This is a genomic window from Actinomycetospora aeridis (genome assembly GCF_037400275.1).
Lineage (GTDB): Bacteria > Actinomycetota > Actinomycetes > Mycobacteriales > Pseudonocardiaceae > Actinomycetospora > Actinomycetospora aeridis.
In genome coordinates this window covers 158618-173004 of sequence record NZ_JBBEGL010000007.1, presented here as the reverse complement: position 1 = coordinate 173004, position 14387 = coordinate 158618, and the positions used below count along the sequence as shown (strand labels likewise).

Sequence of the window (14387 nt, the reverse complement as noted above, 5' to 3'; positions counted from 1 at the left end):
GCCCTAGCCTCAAGTCAACAAGCGTTGACCAGGGAGGCTCGATGCGGGAGACCGAGGTCGTGGTGGTGGGCGGCGGGCCGACCGGGATGACGGTCGCGGGCGACCTCGCCCGCGCGGGACGGTCGGTCGTGCTCCTCGAGCGGTGGCCGCGGCGCCATCCCGGGAGCCGCGCGTTCGCGACCATGCCGCGCACCCTCGAGGTGCTCGACAGCCGCCTGGCCGACGGGCCCGCGGGCGGCCGCAGCGTCACCGACGCCCTGCTCGAGCACGGGACGACGGTGCCGCGGGTGAACCTCTGGCCCGGCGCGGCGGTCCGCCTCGGCGATCTCGACTCGCCCCACCCGTACGTGCTCGTGGCCCCGCAGACCGTCGTCGACGAGCTGCTCGAGCAGCGTGCCCGGGCCGAGGGCGTCACGGTGGTCCGCGGCAGCGAGGTGGTCGGCCTCGTCCAGGACGCCGACGGCGTCACGGTCACGACGGCCGGCGACACGAGCTGGCGCGCGCCGTACGTCGTCGCCGCCGACGGCGCCCACAGCACCGTGCGGCGGCTGCTCGGCGCCGACTTCCCCGGGCGCGAGGTGCTGTCGTCGGTGGTGCTCGCCGACGTCCGCCTCGCGCACCCACCCGCCACGGAAGGGCTCACGCTCGGCACGACCCCGGAGGTGTTCGGGTTCCTCGCCCCCTACGGGGACGGCCGGTACCGGTCGATGACCTGGGACCGCCGCCGGCAGCTCCCGGACGACGCCCCGGTCGAGGACGACGACGTCGCCGGAGTGCTCGACCGCGCGATGGGCCGCCCCGTCGGCGCCCACGACATCAGCGGGCGCTCCCGCTTCCACTGCGAGGAACGCCAGGTCACCCGCTACCGCCACGCTCGCGTGTTCCTCGCCGGCGACGCCGCCCACGTGCACTCGCCGATGGGCGGACAGGGCATGAACACCGGCATCCAGGACGCGGCCAACCTCGCCTGGAAGCTCGACGCCGCGCTCGCCGGGGCCGACGACTCCGTGCTCGAGAGCTACCACGCCGAGCGCCACCCCATCGGCCGCCGCGTGCTGCGGCAGAGCGGCGCGATGATGCGCGCGGTCACGCTGCACCCCCGCCCGGCCCGGGCGCTGCGCAACGCCGTGAGCGGGCGGCTGCTGGCGTGGCGCCCGTTCGGCGACCTCGTCGCGGGCAGCTTCTCCGGCGTCGGCCTGCGCTACGGACGCCGGCGCGGCGACCATCCGCTGGTCGGCACCAACGCCGCCACGATCCCGCTCGCGACGGGCACGGTCGCCGCCCGCCAGCGCCACGGGGGGTTCCTGGTGATCCGCGAGACCGACCGCCGCGACACCGGGCCTGCCGTGCTCGTGCGCCCCGACGGCTACGTGGCCTGGGCCGGGAGCAGTGCCGACGGCGACGACGGCCGGCGTCGTGCGCTCGCCGCGTGGAGCGGCCCCGCCGCGACCCCGGCCCACGACCTCACCCCCGACGTCACCCCCGACGAGAGGACGACCCGATGAGCGAGCTCGCGGTGTGGGCCACCATCACCGTCCTGCCCGGCCGGCAGGCCGAGGCGGAGCGGTTCTTCGCGCGCAGCCGCGCGATCCTCGACGCCGAGCCGGGCACCACCAGCTTCTTCGTGGTGCGCATCGACGACGAGACCTACGGCGTGTTCGACACCTTCGCCGACCGGGCGGCCCTCGAGGCCCACATCGCGGGCGGCTCGGGCCGGGACGCCGTGTACGCCCAGGTCGGCACGCTGTTCGCCGCGCCACCCGCGATCACCAACGCCACGGTGGTGGAACGCGGCGCCGCGGGCTGAGAGGGCCTCCCGCTCAGCGCTCGCCCCACGCGTCGGGGCCGTTCAACTGCTCGACGAGCCAGGCCGCCCGGGACCCGGTGGCGAGCTGGTCCAGCGCCGTGCGCGCGGCGCCCGGTGCGGTGTCCTCGAGGAGCAGGGCCAGCAGGCGCCGGCGCAGCACGCTGCGTCCGCGGGGGTCGGTGCTGCGGTCGGGGCGCACCCAGCCCGTGAGTCGCGGTTCGTCGGCCGCTCCGTCGCGCAGGGTGGACAGGACCCGGGTCGCGCCGTCGCTGCGGTACATCTGCTCGGTGGTCGGCAGGGCTCCCGTCCCCGCGCCGACGCCGACCCGCACAGGTGGCCCGAGGTGGCGCTGCACGGCGGAGAAGTCGAGTCCGGCGTCGTGCGCCAGGCGCCGCGTCACCGGGTCGAGCAGGCTCGCGAGCAGGAGGTGCTCGGTGCCCAGGCGCGCCGAGCCGAGCCGTTCGGCCTCCTGGATCGCGCCGAGCCCGCGGGCCCACGTGGTCAGGTCGGGGTCGTCAGGAGCCCCGGGAGCCCCGGGAGCACCGGCAGCACCGCCCCCGCGGGGCGCCCCGTCGTCCGGCCCCGGCAGCACGGGGTCAGCCTGCCAGCCCCGGGCCGCCGGGGGTACGCCCCACGCCCTCGGTGATCACCGCCGTCTCGGACTGCACCGTGGTCTCGGAGATCTCCGTGGTCTCCGTGATCTCGGCCCGCACGGGACGCGGCCGCGACACGATGATCTGGGCGATGCCGACGGCGAGGACCCCGATCGTCAGCAGCCGCTCCGCGGGCGGGAGCGGGCGGTACCAGCCGTAGACCTGGGTTGCGAGGGCGACCAGCTGGGCCCCGAGGGGCAGCGCGATCGCGGGCCAGCCGGTGATCTCGCGCGACGGGCGGGCACCCGCCGGCGGCCGGAAGGCGCCGACGGCGAACGCGAGCGCGCCCGCGCTCCAGAGGAAGTCGTAGGGCCCGTCGTGGGAGACGACGTCGGCCGCCGTGAGGCTGTAGGCGGAGTCGGCGACGGTGAGGCAGAGCAGCCCGAGGCCGACCCAGGGCCAGCTCCCGACCAGCCGCCACGAGATCAGCGGCAGGGTGCCGAGCAGGCCGCCGAACAGCAGCACGTCGCCGAGGGGATAGGCGACGGTGATGATCTGCCCGAGCGGGTCGATCGGGGCGGCCGCGAGCACCGGCACGATCACGACGAGGACGCCCGGCGTCGCCACGATGAGCACCAGCACGAAGCCGTCGAGCCAGCGGTGCCAGGGGACGTCGACCACCCGGGCGCGCACCATGCACACGAGCCCGGCCATGAACAGCGGGTAGGTGGCGAGGTAGAGGGGGTCGGTGGGGTTGGGCGTCGGGACGTCGCCGCCGCCGGAGTAGAGGACGCTCCAGGTGATCTCCGCGAGCGCGAACACCGCGAGCGCCGCAGCGAAGCACCACCACGCCGCGCGGGCCGGTCCCCCCGGCGGCCGGGCGCGCACGCCCCAGGCGCAGCACGCCGCGGAGGCGAGGATCAGCGCGCTGTGCAGCCAGTCGTCGACGATCGGCAGGTCCGAGGTGTGGGTGCCGCCCGTGCGGACTTGGTGGGCGGCCTCCACCACGAGCCCGAGCCCCAGCACGACCGCGAGGAGGCGGCGCCGCGACCGGGAGGACCACATCCGACGCATCGTCCCGGTCGGCGTCGGCGGCGGGAAGGCTCTCCGTGGTGGCGGGACCCAGTAGTCGATCTTCGTGCCCGATATGGTTGAGCGGACCACGACACGCGCTGCTGGGGGAACTGCATGACCGTCTCGAAGACCGGTGACGGCCGCGCGCCGGCGAACGTCGACACCAGCGTGGCGAGCATCGCCCGCGTCTACGACTACGCGCTGGGCGGCAAGGACCACTACGAGGCCGACCGGCTGACGATCGAGCAGGTCCGCAAGGTCGCGCCCGAGGTGCCGCTGCTGGCTGTCGACAACCGCGCCTTCCTCATCCGGGCCCTGCGGTTCCTCGCCACCCAGACCGACGTCACGCAGTTCCTCGACCTCGGCTCCGGGCTCCCGACCGCGGAGAACACCCACCAGGTGGTGCAGCGGCTGCGCCCCGAGTCCCGCGTCGTGTACGTCGACAACGACCCGTCGGTGATCGCGCACGGGCGGGCCCTGCTCGAGGACAACGAGTTCACGATGTTCAGCGCGGCGGACATCTTCGACCCGGAGAGCGTCCTCGGCGACCCGTCGATCCGGCGGTTCCTCGATTTCTCCCGGCCGATCGTGCTGATCCAGAACGGCACGCTGCACCACTACGCCGACCCGGCACGGTCCCCGCAGGACATCATGGCGACCTACGTCGATGCGCTGCCGTCCGGCTCGTACGTCGTGCTCGCCCACTTCTACGACCCCGAGGACGACGACAGCGTCCTCGCCCGGCGCATGGAGGACGTGTTCGTCCACAGCCCGATGGGCAGCGGCGTGTTCCGCACGCGGGCCGAGATCCAGGGACTGTTCCCCGGCCTCGAGATGGTCGAGCCGGGCCTCGTCGTGTGCGCGCGGTGGTGGCCGGACGGCCCGCTGCTCAAGCCCCTCGATCCCGTGCAGCGCTGCATCGCGGGCGGGGTCGGCCGCAAGCCCTGACGGGCCGGATCACCGGTCCCGCTGGTCCGGGCGGCGGGGGCCGGACCCGATCCGCCGGTCGCGGGCCTCGGCGGTGAGGAACCGGGCGACCTCGACGAGCTTGACGTTGGTGTCCTGCGAGGCGTCGACCAGCATCTGGAACGCCTCGTCGTCGTCGACCGTGAAGCGCTCCATGAGGATGCCCTTGGCCTGCCCGATGACATCACGGCTCGCCACCGCCTGCCCGAGGTCGGCGGCGTGGTCCGCGCCGTGCAGCAGGGTCGCGGCCTGCACGGCGAACAGGCCGGCGGTCAGCTCGGCGCTCCCGTCGTAGACGCCCGCCTCGTGGCTGTAGAGGTTCAGCGCCGAGCGGCGCCGCCCGTGCAGGGAGAGCTGGACCGACATGATCGAGCGGAAGCCGGTGGCCACGCAGCGGGGCGCGAACCGCGGCCACCGGTCGCCGTCGGCGCGGGCCAGGTCCTGCGCCAGCACGACGCCGGCGGCGGGCGGGTCGTCGGCGGCGGTGATGCAGGGACCCTCACCGAGCTCGGACTGGAGCTGGTCGAGCTCGTAGATCACGTCGTCGGTGGCGTGACTGGAGCGGACCGTGCCCTGCTCGGTGCGGGAGATGCCGCCGCCGACGGCGCCGGGGACGGTGTCCACCGCGGCGTGCACCAGCTTGGACACCGTCGTCTCGAGGTCACGGATGCTGCGGTTCTCGGTGAGCTGCTCGGCGGCGGAGCGCAGCGACTTGACGAGCTGCTTGTGGGCGGGGTCGATCATGGGAGGTCCCTCGGACGGGGGGGTCGGCCGTCGGACCGACCCGTCGTCCACGGTACAAGCGCTGCGCTCGATGTCTACTCGTCACGCGACGGGTTGTCCTCGCCCCTTCCGTTGCTGCTCGGTCTCGTCGACGAGCCACCGCGCCACGTCGAACAGCTTCATGTTCGTGTCCTGCGAGGAGCGCACGAGCATCGCGAACGCCTCGTCGGCGTCGACGGAGAACCGCTCGATGAGGATGCCCTTGGCCTGGCCGATGACGTCGCGGCTCGCGAGGGCGACGCTCAGGTCGTGGGCGTGGTCGGCGCCGTAGACCAGCGCGGCGGCCTGGTTGGCGAACAGGCCGGCGGTGACGATGGCCGTCTCGTCGAACGCGTCGGGGGTGTCGGAGTAGAGGTTGAGCGCGGCGCGGCGCCCGTTCGGCGGCCCGGTGAGCGACACCGACAGCATCGACCGGAAGCCCGCTTCGACGGCACGCGGCGCGAACCGCGGCCACCGGCCCGCGTCCACCCCGGCGAGGTCGCGGGTGAGCATCACGCCGTTCTCGGGCGGGTGGTCGGCGGCCTCGATGCACGGGCCCTCGTCGAGGGTGTTCTGGAGCCGGTCCAGCTCCTCGATGGCATTCGTCGTGGCGTGGCTGGAGCGCACCGCGCGGTCCTCGGTGCGGGAGAGACCACCACCGACGGCCGGCGGCACCAGCGTCACCGCCGACGCCACCAGCTGCGTGAGCAGCACGTCCCGGTCACGGATGCTGCGCTTGGCGATGAGGTCCTGCGAGGCGGCGCGCAGCGCGACGACGAGATCGTTCTCCCGGGCTCGCAGGCCGTCGGTGGTCATGGGAGCAGCGCCCTTCGAGGTCCAGCGCCGTCGATCGATCACGGCATGCCAACGGTCGAGGGCGGCTGGTTGACCCGCCAGGAGCGTACAAGCAGCTCGCGTAGTGTCTCAAGGCGACGGGCCGACTGCTCCCCGTGGTCAGCGGGGCTGGATCTCCCCCATCGGCCCGAAACCGTCGTGCGGCGTGTCGATGTACAGGATCTGCGGCTGCGCCGAGACGAGGTCGGGCATGCGGTCGAAGAAGTTCTTCACGTACGGCTGCTGCACGTGGACGGCCCCGGCGTCGGCGTCCCGGAAGCCCTCGATGCACACGTAGGAGTTCTCGTCGGTGAGGCTGCGCGAGAAGATGAAGTGCAGGCAGCCCTCCTCGCCGTTGACGTCCTTCGCGTAGGAGTCGGCGAGCGCGAGCCACTCGTCGGTCTTCTCGGGGCGGATGGGGATCACGATGTTGATGACGATCACGGGGGCGCTCCTCGAAGACGGTGGCGTCGGCGCCGTCATCGTCGTGAGCCCGGCCGACCGCGGTCAAGATCGGCGGGGGGCGTGCAGAAAGCCCGTCAGCCGCCGTCGGCTACCGCGGTGGCGTGCAGCAGCACCGTGACGACGTCGCCGCGCTCCATGACCCGGCCCAGCACGTCCTCCTGCGCGTGGGCCTGACGCCACTCGGGGTGGTCGGAGTGGTCGCGGCGCACGATCTCGTCGACGGCGTCGGCGCGCGCGACCCAGTCCTCGGGGGCACCGGGCAGGTCGGCGCCGTCCACCTGGTCGTCGACGCGGAAACCGGTGGCGGCGAGGTCGGCGTGCAGCGAGGAGCGGGTCGGGAAGTCGTTGCCCTCCGGGCTCTCGATGAGCTCACGGTCGGCCACGAGCACCAGCAGCCCGAGCCGGCCGCCCGGGCGCAGGACGCGGTGGACCTCGGCGAGCACCTCCCGCTTGTCCGACGTCGTGCACAGCACCCCCAGCAGCCACGCCGCCGCCATGGACCCGTCGGGCAGGGGGAGGTGCTGCGACCACGCGGCCACGGCGGGCAGGTCGAAGAGCCGCCGGGACGCGGCGGCGGCGTGCGTCATCGGCTCGGCGAGCAGGGGCGTTCCGTCCCAGCGGTCGTGGAGGTAGCCGCGCAGCCACGCCGCCGGTCCGCCGAGCCCGGCACCCGCGTCGAGGAACGGCGCGTCGTCCTCCAGCCCGAGGCCCTCGGCCAGCCACGCCAGCTCGGGCGGGGACCCGCTGCCGCGGCAGGCCGCGGGGATCGCGTAGCCGCGGCCGAGCTCGGCGACGGCCTGCTCGGTCCACGCGGCGACCGTGTCGAACTCCGCCTCCATGGGTGTGACGTCCTGGCTGGTGTCGGAGCTGCTCACCGCACGACCTTCCGCACGCGTCGGGCGATCTCGGCCTGGACCTCGGCCGCCTCGAGATGGCCGGCCGAGGAGGCCCGCCCGGACAGGTTGACCCCGACGACGCCGGGCACCGCGAGCAGCGCCTCGGCCTCGGCCACCGCGGCGTCGATGCCGGCGGCGACGGGGTCGGGGGACTCGAGCACCGCGGCGACGCGCGCCGGGTCCATCGCCAGCCCCGGGAACGCCAGCAGCGAGTCCGCCGCGGCCTCGTCGGTGAACACGGCGACCGCGCCGAGCACCGGCAGGTCGGCGCCGTGCTCGCGGCCGTCGCGCAGGAACGCGTCGAGCTCGGCGGGGTCGGCAACGTGGTTGGAGATCGCCAGCGTGGCGCCCGCCCGCTGCTTCCCGGCGAGCACGCGCAACCGCGCGTCGCGGGGCGGCGCCGACGGGGTGATCGCCACCGTCGCGGCGAGGCCCGCGGTCGCGGCGAGGTGGCACAGGCGCGTCGCGTCGAGGTCGAAGACCTGGGTGGCGTCGGGGCGCACGTCGGGACCCCGGATGTCGCCGGTCACGCACAGCACCCCCTCGACGCCGAGGGCGGCGAGGCCGGCGAGCTCCTGCTCGAGCACGACGCGGTTGCGGTCGCGGCACGTCAGCGTCATCCACGGGTGGGCGCCGACGGCCCGGAGCTCCGCGGCCATGTAGGTCGGGGGGAACGTGGGCTGGTGGTGGATGTCACCGGAGAGCACGGCGTCCGAGACCGGGGCGATGATCTCGGTGGCGGAGCGCAGGGCCTCGCGGTCGAACGACGGCACGCTCAGGTCGGTGAGCACCACCGGCGCCCGCTGCGCCCGGGCGAGCAGGCCGGCCGCCGAGAGGCCGCCTTCCAGCCCTTCCCGCAGGCCCACGGACGCGCCGGGCCAGGGGCGCACCGGCACCGGCTCGGTCCCGTCGTCGCCGACCCACGGGCAGGGCAGCGCGGCGTCGAGCTCGCAGGCGCCGTCGGCGCGGACCCCGCCGCACGGGCCGAACACCATGTGCTTGGGGCAGCCCGCGGTGGTGGAGCTGTCGTGGTTCACCGCCGCGCGTTTCCCGATCCGGCGTCCCGATCAAACGGCACACCTGGCACGGGGTGCGAGTGCCGGTGGCACGCGGCGTCAGTCGGGCGCGGCGTTCCTCGGCCACGCTCACCGCGGAGGTCGGGAGACGAGGACTGGGAGGACCGAGATGGCCCACGTGGTGCGTGCGGCGGCGGTGCAGGCCGAACCGCGCTGGCTGGACCTGGACGCCGGGGTCGAGCACATGATCGGCTACATCGCCGACGCGGCGGCCCGCGGCGCGCAGCTGGTCGCGTTCCCGGAGACGTTCATCCCCGGCTACCCGTGGTGGATCTGGCTGGACTCCCCGGCGGCGGGCATGGCGTTCGTGCCCCGCTACGCCGAGAACTCGATGACGCGCGACGGCCAGGAGATGCGCCGGCTCGCGGCCGCGGCCGCCGAGCACCGCATCCACGTCGTGTTCGGGTTCAGCGAGCGCGCGGGCGGCAGCCTCTACATGTCGCAGGCCTTCCTGTCCGACACCGGCGAGGTCGTGAGCGTCCGCCGCAAGCTCAAGCCGACCCACGTCGAGCGCTCCGTGTTCGGCGAGGGCGACGGCAGCGACATCCAGGTCCACGACACGGCGCTCGGGCGGGTCGGGGCGCTGAACTGCTGGGAGCACTTCCAGCCGCTCACGAAGTACGCGATGTACTCGCTCGGCGAGCAGATCCACGTCGGCGCCTGGCCCAGCTTCTCGGTGTACCGGGGCGCCGCGCAGGCCCTCGGGCCGGAGGTCAACAACGCCGCCAGCCTCGTCTACGCCGTCGAGGGCCAGACCTTCGTCGTCGCGCCCTGCGCGGTGGTGGGGCAGGCCGGCCACGACCTGTGGTGCGACACCGAGGTGAAGCGCCAGCTCCTGCTGCAGGGCGGCGGCTTCGCGCGCATCTTCGGCCCCGAGGGCAGCCCGCTGGGGGAGAACCTGCCCGAGACCGAGGAGGGCCTGGTCGTCGCCGACCTCGACTTCTCGATGATCGCGATCGCCAAGTCGGCCGCCGACCCCGTCGGCCACTACTCGCGCCCGGACGTGATGCGCCTGCTCATCAACCGCGCGCCGACACCAGTGGTGGTCGAGCGCGAGACGCCGATGCCCGGGTTCGTCGACGCCGACCGGCTCGCTCCGGCCGAGTAGGGCAGATTCCCTCCCCGTGGCGTCACGGGAACGGGGCTCGACCGCGGGGATCGCGACGATCGGGGCGGTCGGCGGGGTCGTCGGCGGCCTGATCGGCGGCGGCGCCGGGGTGCTGTACGTCCCGGCGCTGGACCGCTTCACCGGGATGAGCCGCGCTCGGGTGCACGGCACGTCCACGATCGCCCAGATCGGGCTCTGCGTGGCCGGTGTCGCCGCCTACGCCGTCGGCGGCGGGGCGATCGACCTGCGCGTCGGCGTCCCCATGATGATCGGCGGGACGCTCGGCGGGTTCCTCGGGCCGTGGCTGCTCGCGCGGACCCGCGAGACCGTGCTGCGCGTCCTGCTGATCGCGATCCTGGTGCTCACCGCGGTCAAGTTCGGGATCGACGCCGTCGGCCCGCCGCTGTTCACGCACGCGCTCGTGTCGCCGGGCCTGCTCGCCGACCCGTGGTTCCTCCTGCCGACCGCGGTCGGTGTCGGGGTCGTGGTCGGCGCGTGGTCGGGGGCGATGGGCCTGGGCGGCGGGCTGCTCGCGGTGCCGGCGATGGTGCTGCTGTTCGGGGTCGAGCTGCACGTCGCGGCCGGGACGTCGCTGCTGATGTTCATCCCGAACTCGCTGGTGGGCTCCTGGGTGCACGTGAGGCAGGGCACGGCGTCCACGCGGTGGGGCTGGCTGCTCGGGCTCGCCTCCGTGCCCGGCGTCGTCGCCGGCGCCCTGCTCGGGCTCGCCCTCGACACCGAGGTGCTCGGGCTGGTGTTCGGCACGTTCGCGCTGCTGATGGCCGTGCGGGAGATCGTCGCGCTGGCCCGTCGACGGCGGGGCACGTAGAACGGTCGGGTGCACTTCGCGGCGATCGGGGACAGCTTCACCGAGGGCGTGGGCGACGAGCAGCCGGACGGCTCCACCCGTGGCTGGGCCGACCTCGTGGCGGCCGGTCTGGCACGGACGCGGGGCGAGCCCGTCGGGTACGCGAACCTCGCGGTGCGGGGCCGCCTGCTCGCGCCGATCGTCACCGACCAGCTCGATGCCGCCCTCGCTCTCGACCCGCCGCCGACGCTGCTGACCCTCAACGGGGGCGGCAACGACATGCTGCGCCGGCACATCCAGGTCGCCGACCTGGTCGGGCTCACCGAGCAGGCGGTCCGGCGCTGCCGCGACGCCGGGGTGCGGGTCGTGCTCATCGCGGGGGCGGACCCGTCCGCGCGGCTCCCGCTCGGCGGCGTCGTGCGCCGGCGCGGCGAGGCGCTCACCGCGGGGGTCGCCGAGCTCGCCGCGCGGTACGGGACGGACTTCGTCGACGTCTTCCACGACGCCGAGATCCGCCACCGCCCCGGGTACTGGTCCGCCGACCGCCTGCACCTCGGCCCCGCCGGGCACCGGCGCGTCGCCGGGCTGATCCTGGACGCGCTGGGTGAGGACCCGGCGCCGATCGACCCCGTCGCCGACGGGCCGGCGCGCCACCCGCTCGCCGAGCTGCGGTACTACCGCGAGCACGTCGTCCCGTGGGTGGCGCGGCGGCTGCGCGGCCACTCCTCGGGCGACGGGCGTGACGGCAAGCACGTGGCGTGGGTGTCGGTGCCGCCGCAGGAGACGCACGCCCGGTGAGCCAGGTCCTCCTGCCCGCCGGCACCTTCGCGATGGGCGACCACCACGGCGACGGCGACCCCGGCGACGGCGAGCGCCCGGTGCACCGCGTCACCGTCTCGGCGTTCGCGATGGACGCCACCACGGTGACCAACGCGTCCTTCGCGCGCTTCGTCAAGGACACCGGGTACGTCACCGACGCCGAGCGCTGGGAATCGTCGGCGGTGTTCCACCTGGCGTTCGTCGGCGACCGGTCCGACGTGCTGACCAGCGTCGACGGCGCGCCGTGGTGGCTCGCCGTGCGCGGGGCGTCGTGGCGGCACCCCGAGGGTCCGGGGTCGGGGATCGGCGACCGGGCGAACCACCCCGTCGTCCACGTGTCGTGGCACGACGCCACCGCGTACTGCGCGTGGGCGGGCAAGCGGCTGCCCACCGAGGCGGAGTGGGAGTACGCGGCCCGCGGCGGGCTCGAGGGGGCGCGGTTCCCGTGGGGGGACGAGATCGGCAGGAAGTGGCCGCTGAACATCTGGCAGGGCCGCTTCCCGACCGAGAACACCCGGGAGGACGGCTACCTGACCACGGCGCCCGTGAAGACCTACCGCCCCAACGGGCTCGGGCTCTGGCAGGCCGTCGGCAACGTCTGGGAGTGGTGCGCCGACCGGTTCGCCGCCGACTGGTACGCCCGCTCCCCGGAGCACGACCCGGCCGGCCCCGACGAGGGCGAGGCGCGGGTCATGCGCGGCGGCTCGTACCTGTGCCACGACTCGTACTGCAACCGCTACCGCGTCGCGGCGCGCACGTCGAACACCCCGGAGTCGAGCTCGGGAAACCTGGGCTTCCGATGTGCCGGGCCCGCCGGTCCGTGAGTCAGTGCGACGCCATGACCCGGCGTCGCATGCCCTCGGGGTCGCGCTCCGGGGTCGCGGCGGTGAGGTCGACGCGCACCGAGCGGACCCGCCCGGTGAAGGCGTTCGCGCCCGTCGCGTAGTCGTCGGTGACGGGGGTGCCGAGGTCGACGCCGACGTCGAAGGTCTCGTCGAACGAGAAGTAGTACGGGATCGTCGCGTCGATGCGCACCGACCCGACCTCGAGGTCGTCGACCCGCAACGTCGCCGTGGCGCCCCGGCCGACGCCGCCGCCGTCGTACGCGACGTCGACGCGCACCTCGTGGCGCCCGGCGCGCAGCACGTGGTCGGCGCGCACCGTGTGCCGCTGCTTCCCGAAGTAGTTGTAGACGTAGCAGGCGCGCCCGCCGAGCACGTAGAGCGCCCAGCCGCCGAACCGGCCGCCCTGGGCCACGAGCACGCCCGCACCGCCGCCCTCGGGCACGTCGACGTCGGCGACCACCGCGTGCGAGCGGTTCTTGACGTTCGGGGTGGTCTCCTCGATCAGCCGCCGCGTCGCGCCGCGGAAGGTGACCGACGGGCGGTCGCCGACGAGGTCGAGGCGGCCCGCGAGCCGCGGGTTCTCGCGCTCGGTGACCCGGTCGTCGAGGGGGAACACCCGGTACTTCGCCGCCTCGACGAGGAACAGCTCGCGCAGCCGCGCGAGGGTCTCGGGGTGCTCGGCGGCGACGTCGTGCGCCTGGCTCGGGTCGCGGTTCGTGTCGTAGAGCTCCCAGACGTCCGCCCGGAAGGCCCCGCGCCGTGACGGCACCATCTCCCAGGGGATGCCGTGACGCGTCACGGCGGTCCATCCCTCGTGGTAGATGCCGCGGTTGCCGCACATCTCGAAGTACTGGGTGCGCCGGCGGTCGGCCGCGCCGGGGTCGGCGAACGTGTAGCGCATGCTCGTGCCCTCGATCGGCTGCTGCGCGACGCCGTCGACGGTGCCCGGCGCGGCGATGCCCGCACAGTCGAGGATCGTCGGGAGCACGTCGATGACGTGGTGGAACTGGTGGCGCAGGCCGCCGCCGTCGGTGATGCCGCGGGGCCAGTGCACGACGAGCCCGTCGCGGGTGCCGCCGAAGTGCGAGGCCACCTGCTTGGTCCACTGGTAGGGCGTGTTCATCGCGAGCGCCCAGCCGACGGGCGCGATCGGGTAGCTCGCCGGCCCGCCGATCTCGTCGAGGTGGGCGATCATGTCCGCGGGGTCGTCGACGAGCCCGTGCCCGAGCCGGTGCTCGACGTGGGTGCCCTCGATCCCGCCCTCGCCCGAGGCGCCGTTGTCGCCGAGCAGGTAGACGAACAGCGTGTTCTCCAGCTCGCCGAGCTCCTCGAGCTCCGCGACGAACCGGCCGAGCTGGGCGTCGGCGTGCTCGGTGAACCCGGCGAACGTCTCCATGAAGCGGGCGCCGAGGCGCCGGCGGTCGTCGTCGAGGTCGTCCCAGTGCGGCACGCCGTCGGGCCACGGGGAGAGCTCGGTGGCCTCCGGCACCACCCCCAGGGCCTTCTGCCGCGCGAGCGTCGCCTCGCGCAGCCGGTCCCACCCGCCGTCGAACTCGCCCCGGTAGCGCTCCTGCCAGCCCGGCGCGACGTGCAACGGCGCGTGGGCGGCGCCGAAGGCGAGGTAGGTGAAGAACGGGCGGTCGGGCGTCAGCGAGCGCTGGGTGTGCACCCAGTCGACGGCGCGGTCGACCAGGTCCTCGGAGAGGTGGTAGCCGTCCTCCGGCCCGCGGGTGGGCTCGACCGGCGTGGTGCCCTCGTAGAGCAGGGGGTACCAGTGGTTCATCTCGCAGGCCATGAAGCCGTAGAAGTGGTCGAAGCCCTCGCCGGTGGGCCAGCGGTCGAACGGGCCGACCGGGCTGATCTCCGCGGGCGGGGTCTGGTGCCACTTGCCGAACGCCGCGGTGCTGTAGCCGTTGCCCTGCAGCGTGCGGGCGAGCGTCGCGGCGCTGCGCGGGCGGAAGCCGGTGTAGCCCGGGGCCGAGGTCGCCATCTCGGTGGTGGCGCCCATGCCGACCGAGTGGTGGTTGCGCCCGGTCATCAGCGACTGGCGGGTCGGCGAGCACAGCGCGGTGACGTGGAAGCGGGTGTAGCGCAGGCCGTCGGCGGCGAGACGGTCCGCGGTCGGCATCCGGCACGGGCCGCCGAACGCGCTGGAGCTGCCGAAGCCGAGGTCGTCGAGCACCACGAGCACGACGTTCGGGGCGCCCGCCGGCGGCGCGGTCGGGCGCACCGGCTCGAACGCGCCCCGCTGCTCGTCGATCCCGAGCGCCGTCACCACGTCCGGACGCGCCTCGGGCTCGGGCAGGACACGGCGATCGTTGGGGATGCTCACGG

Annotated in this window: 15 protein-coding genes; 7 read left to right on the top strand and 8 right to left on the bottom strand. The window is 74.4% G+C overall.

The genetic code is table 11. The annotated features are described in order from the left end of the window. Positions 1–41: 41 nt before the first annotated feature. Both WCD41_RS24405 and WCD41_RS24400 read left to right on the top strand, forming a co-directional pair. Positions 42–1505 (top strand): FAD-dependent oxidoreductase, encoded by a 1464-nt coding sequence (locus WCD41_RS24405; protein WP_337717376.1) that lies wholly within the window; start codon positions 42–44, stop codon positions 1503–1505. Beyond that, positions 1502–1807, top strand: coding sequence for a putative quinol monooxygenase (locus WCD41_RS24400; protein ID WP_337717374.1), 306 nt, complete (start codon positions 1502–1504; stop codon positions 1805–1807). The genes WCD41_RS24405 and WCD41_RS24400 overlap by 4 nt, the downstream gene beginning before the upstream one ends. A 13-nt stretch (positions 1808–1820) precedes the next feature. Here the strand turns inward: WCD41_RS24400 and WCD41_RS24395 are convergent, their stop codons facing one another. Together WCD41_RS24395 and WCD41_RS24390 are read right to left on the bottom strand one after the other, a co-directional pair. Beyond that, positions 1821–2399: a Clp protease N-terminal domain-containing protein gene (locus tag WCD41_RS24395; RefSeq protein ID WP_337717373.1), complete on the bottom strand. Its 579-nt coding sequence runs from the start codon at positions 2397–2399 to the stop codon at positions 1821–1823. Positions 2400–2403: 4 nt separating this feature from the next. Then, complete coding sequence (locus WCD41_RS24390) at positions 2404–3465, bottom strand: hypothetical protein (RefSeq protein WP_337717371.1); 1062 nt, start codon at positions 3463–3465, stop codon at positions 2404–2406. A 123-nt stretch (positions 3466–3588) separates the two neighbouring features. Between WCD41_RS24390 and WCD41_RS24385 the strand changes: the two genes are divergently transcribed. Beyond that, complete coding sequence (locus tag WCD41_RS24385) at positions 3589–4422, top strand: SAM-dependent methyltransferase (protein WP_337717369.1); 834 nt, start codon at positions 3589–3591, stop codon at positions 4420–4422. A gap of 9 nt (positions 4423–4431) precedes the next feature. On the opposite strand, the gene WCD41_RS24380 is transcribed toward WCD41_RS24385, so the two are convergent. The 5 genes from WCD41_RS24380 to WCD41_RS24360 all read right to left on the bottom strand — a co-directional run bounded on the left by WCD41_RS24380 (position 4432) and on the right by WCD41_RS24360 (position 8434). Beyond that, positions 4432–5184: a GAF and ANTAR domain-containing protein gene (locus WCD41_RS24380; protein ID WP_337717367.1), complete on the bottom strand. Its 753-nt coding sequence runs from the start codon at positions 5182–5184 to the stop codon at positions 4432–4434. Between the two features lie 81 nt (positions 5185–5265). Continuing rightward, positions 5266–6018, bottom strand: a complete 753-nt coding sequence (locus WCD41_RS24375) for a GAF and ANTAR domain-containing protein (protein WP_337717365.1) — start codon at positions 6016–6018, stop codon at positions 5266–5268. A gap of 138 nt (positions 6019–6156) precedes the next feature. Beyond that, complete coding sequence (locus WCD41_RS24370) at positions 6157–6480, bottom strand: putative quinol monooxygenase (RefSeq protein WP_337717363.1); 324 nt, start codon at positions 6478–6480, stop codon at positions 6157–6159. A gap of 95 nt (positions 6481–6575) precedes the next feature. Further along, complete coding sequence (locus WCD41_RS24365) at positions 6576–7376, bottom strand: methyltransferase domain-containing protein (protein WP_337717361.1); 801 nt, start codon at positions 7374–7376, stop codon at positions 6576–6578. Next, positions 7373–8434 (bottom strand): methylenetetrahydrofolate reductase C-terminal domain-containing protein, encoded by a 1062-nt coding sequence (locus WCD41_RS24360; protein WP_337717360.1) that lies wholly within the window; start codon positions 8432–8434, stop codon positions 7373–7375. The genes WCD41_RS24365 and WCD41_RS24360 overlap by 4 nt, the downstream gene beginning before the upstream one ends. A gap of 148 nt (positions 8435–8582) precedes the next feature. Here WCD41_RS24360 and WCD41_RS24355 point away from each other — a divergent pair, with 148 nt between their 5' ends. From WCD41_RS24355 to WCD41_RS24340, 4 genes are read left to right on the top strand one after another with little or no spacing between them, the layout of a single operon-like run. Next, positions 8583–9581 carry a carbon-nitrogen hydrolase family protein gene (locus WCD41_RS24355; RefSeq protein WP_337717359.1) on the top strand — a complete coding sequence of 333 codons (999 nt, stop codon included), beginning with the start codon at positions 8583–8585 and terminating at the stop codon, positions 9579–9581. A 16-nt stretch (positions 9582–9597) separates the two neighbouring features. Then, on the top strand, positions 9598–10410 hold the full coding sequence (locus tag WCD41_RS24350) for a sulfite exporter TauE/SafE family protein (RefSeq protein ID WP_337717357.1): 813 nt from the start codon (positions 9598–9600) through the stop codon (positions 10408–10410). 9 nt (positions 10411–10419) lie between these two features. Further along, positions 10420–11187 carry an SGNH/GDSL hydrolase family protein gene (locus tag WCD41_RS24345; protein WP_337717355.1) on the top strand — a complete coding sequence of 256 codons (768 nt, stop codon included), beginning with the start codon at positions 10420–10422 and terminating at the stop codon, positions 11185–11187. Further along, on the top strand, positions 11184–12032 hold the full coding sequence (locus WCD41_RS24340) for a formylglycine-generating enzyme family protein (protein WP_337717353.1): 849 nt from the start codon (positions 11184–11186) through the stop codon (positions 12030–12032). Before WCD41_RS24345 ends, WCD41_RS24340 begins: the two co-directional genes overlap by 4 nt. A gap of 1 nt (position 12033) precedes the next feature. On the opposite strand, the gene WCD41_RS24335 is transcribed toward WCD41_RS24340, so the two are convergent. Further along, complete coding sequence (locus WCD41_RS24335) at positions 12034–14385, bottom strand: sulfatase family protein (protein ID WP_337717351.1); 2352 nt, start codon at positions 14383–14385, stop codon at positions 12034–12036. Between the last annotated feature and the right edge of the window lie 2 nt (positions 14386–14387).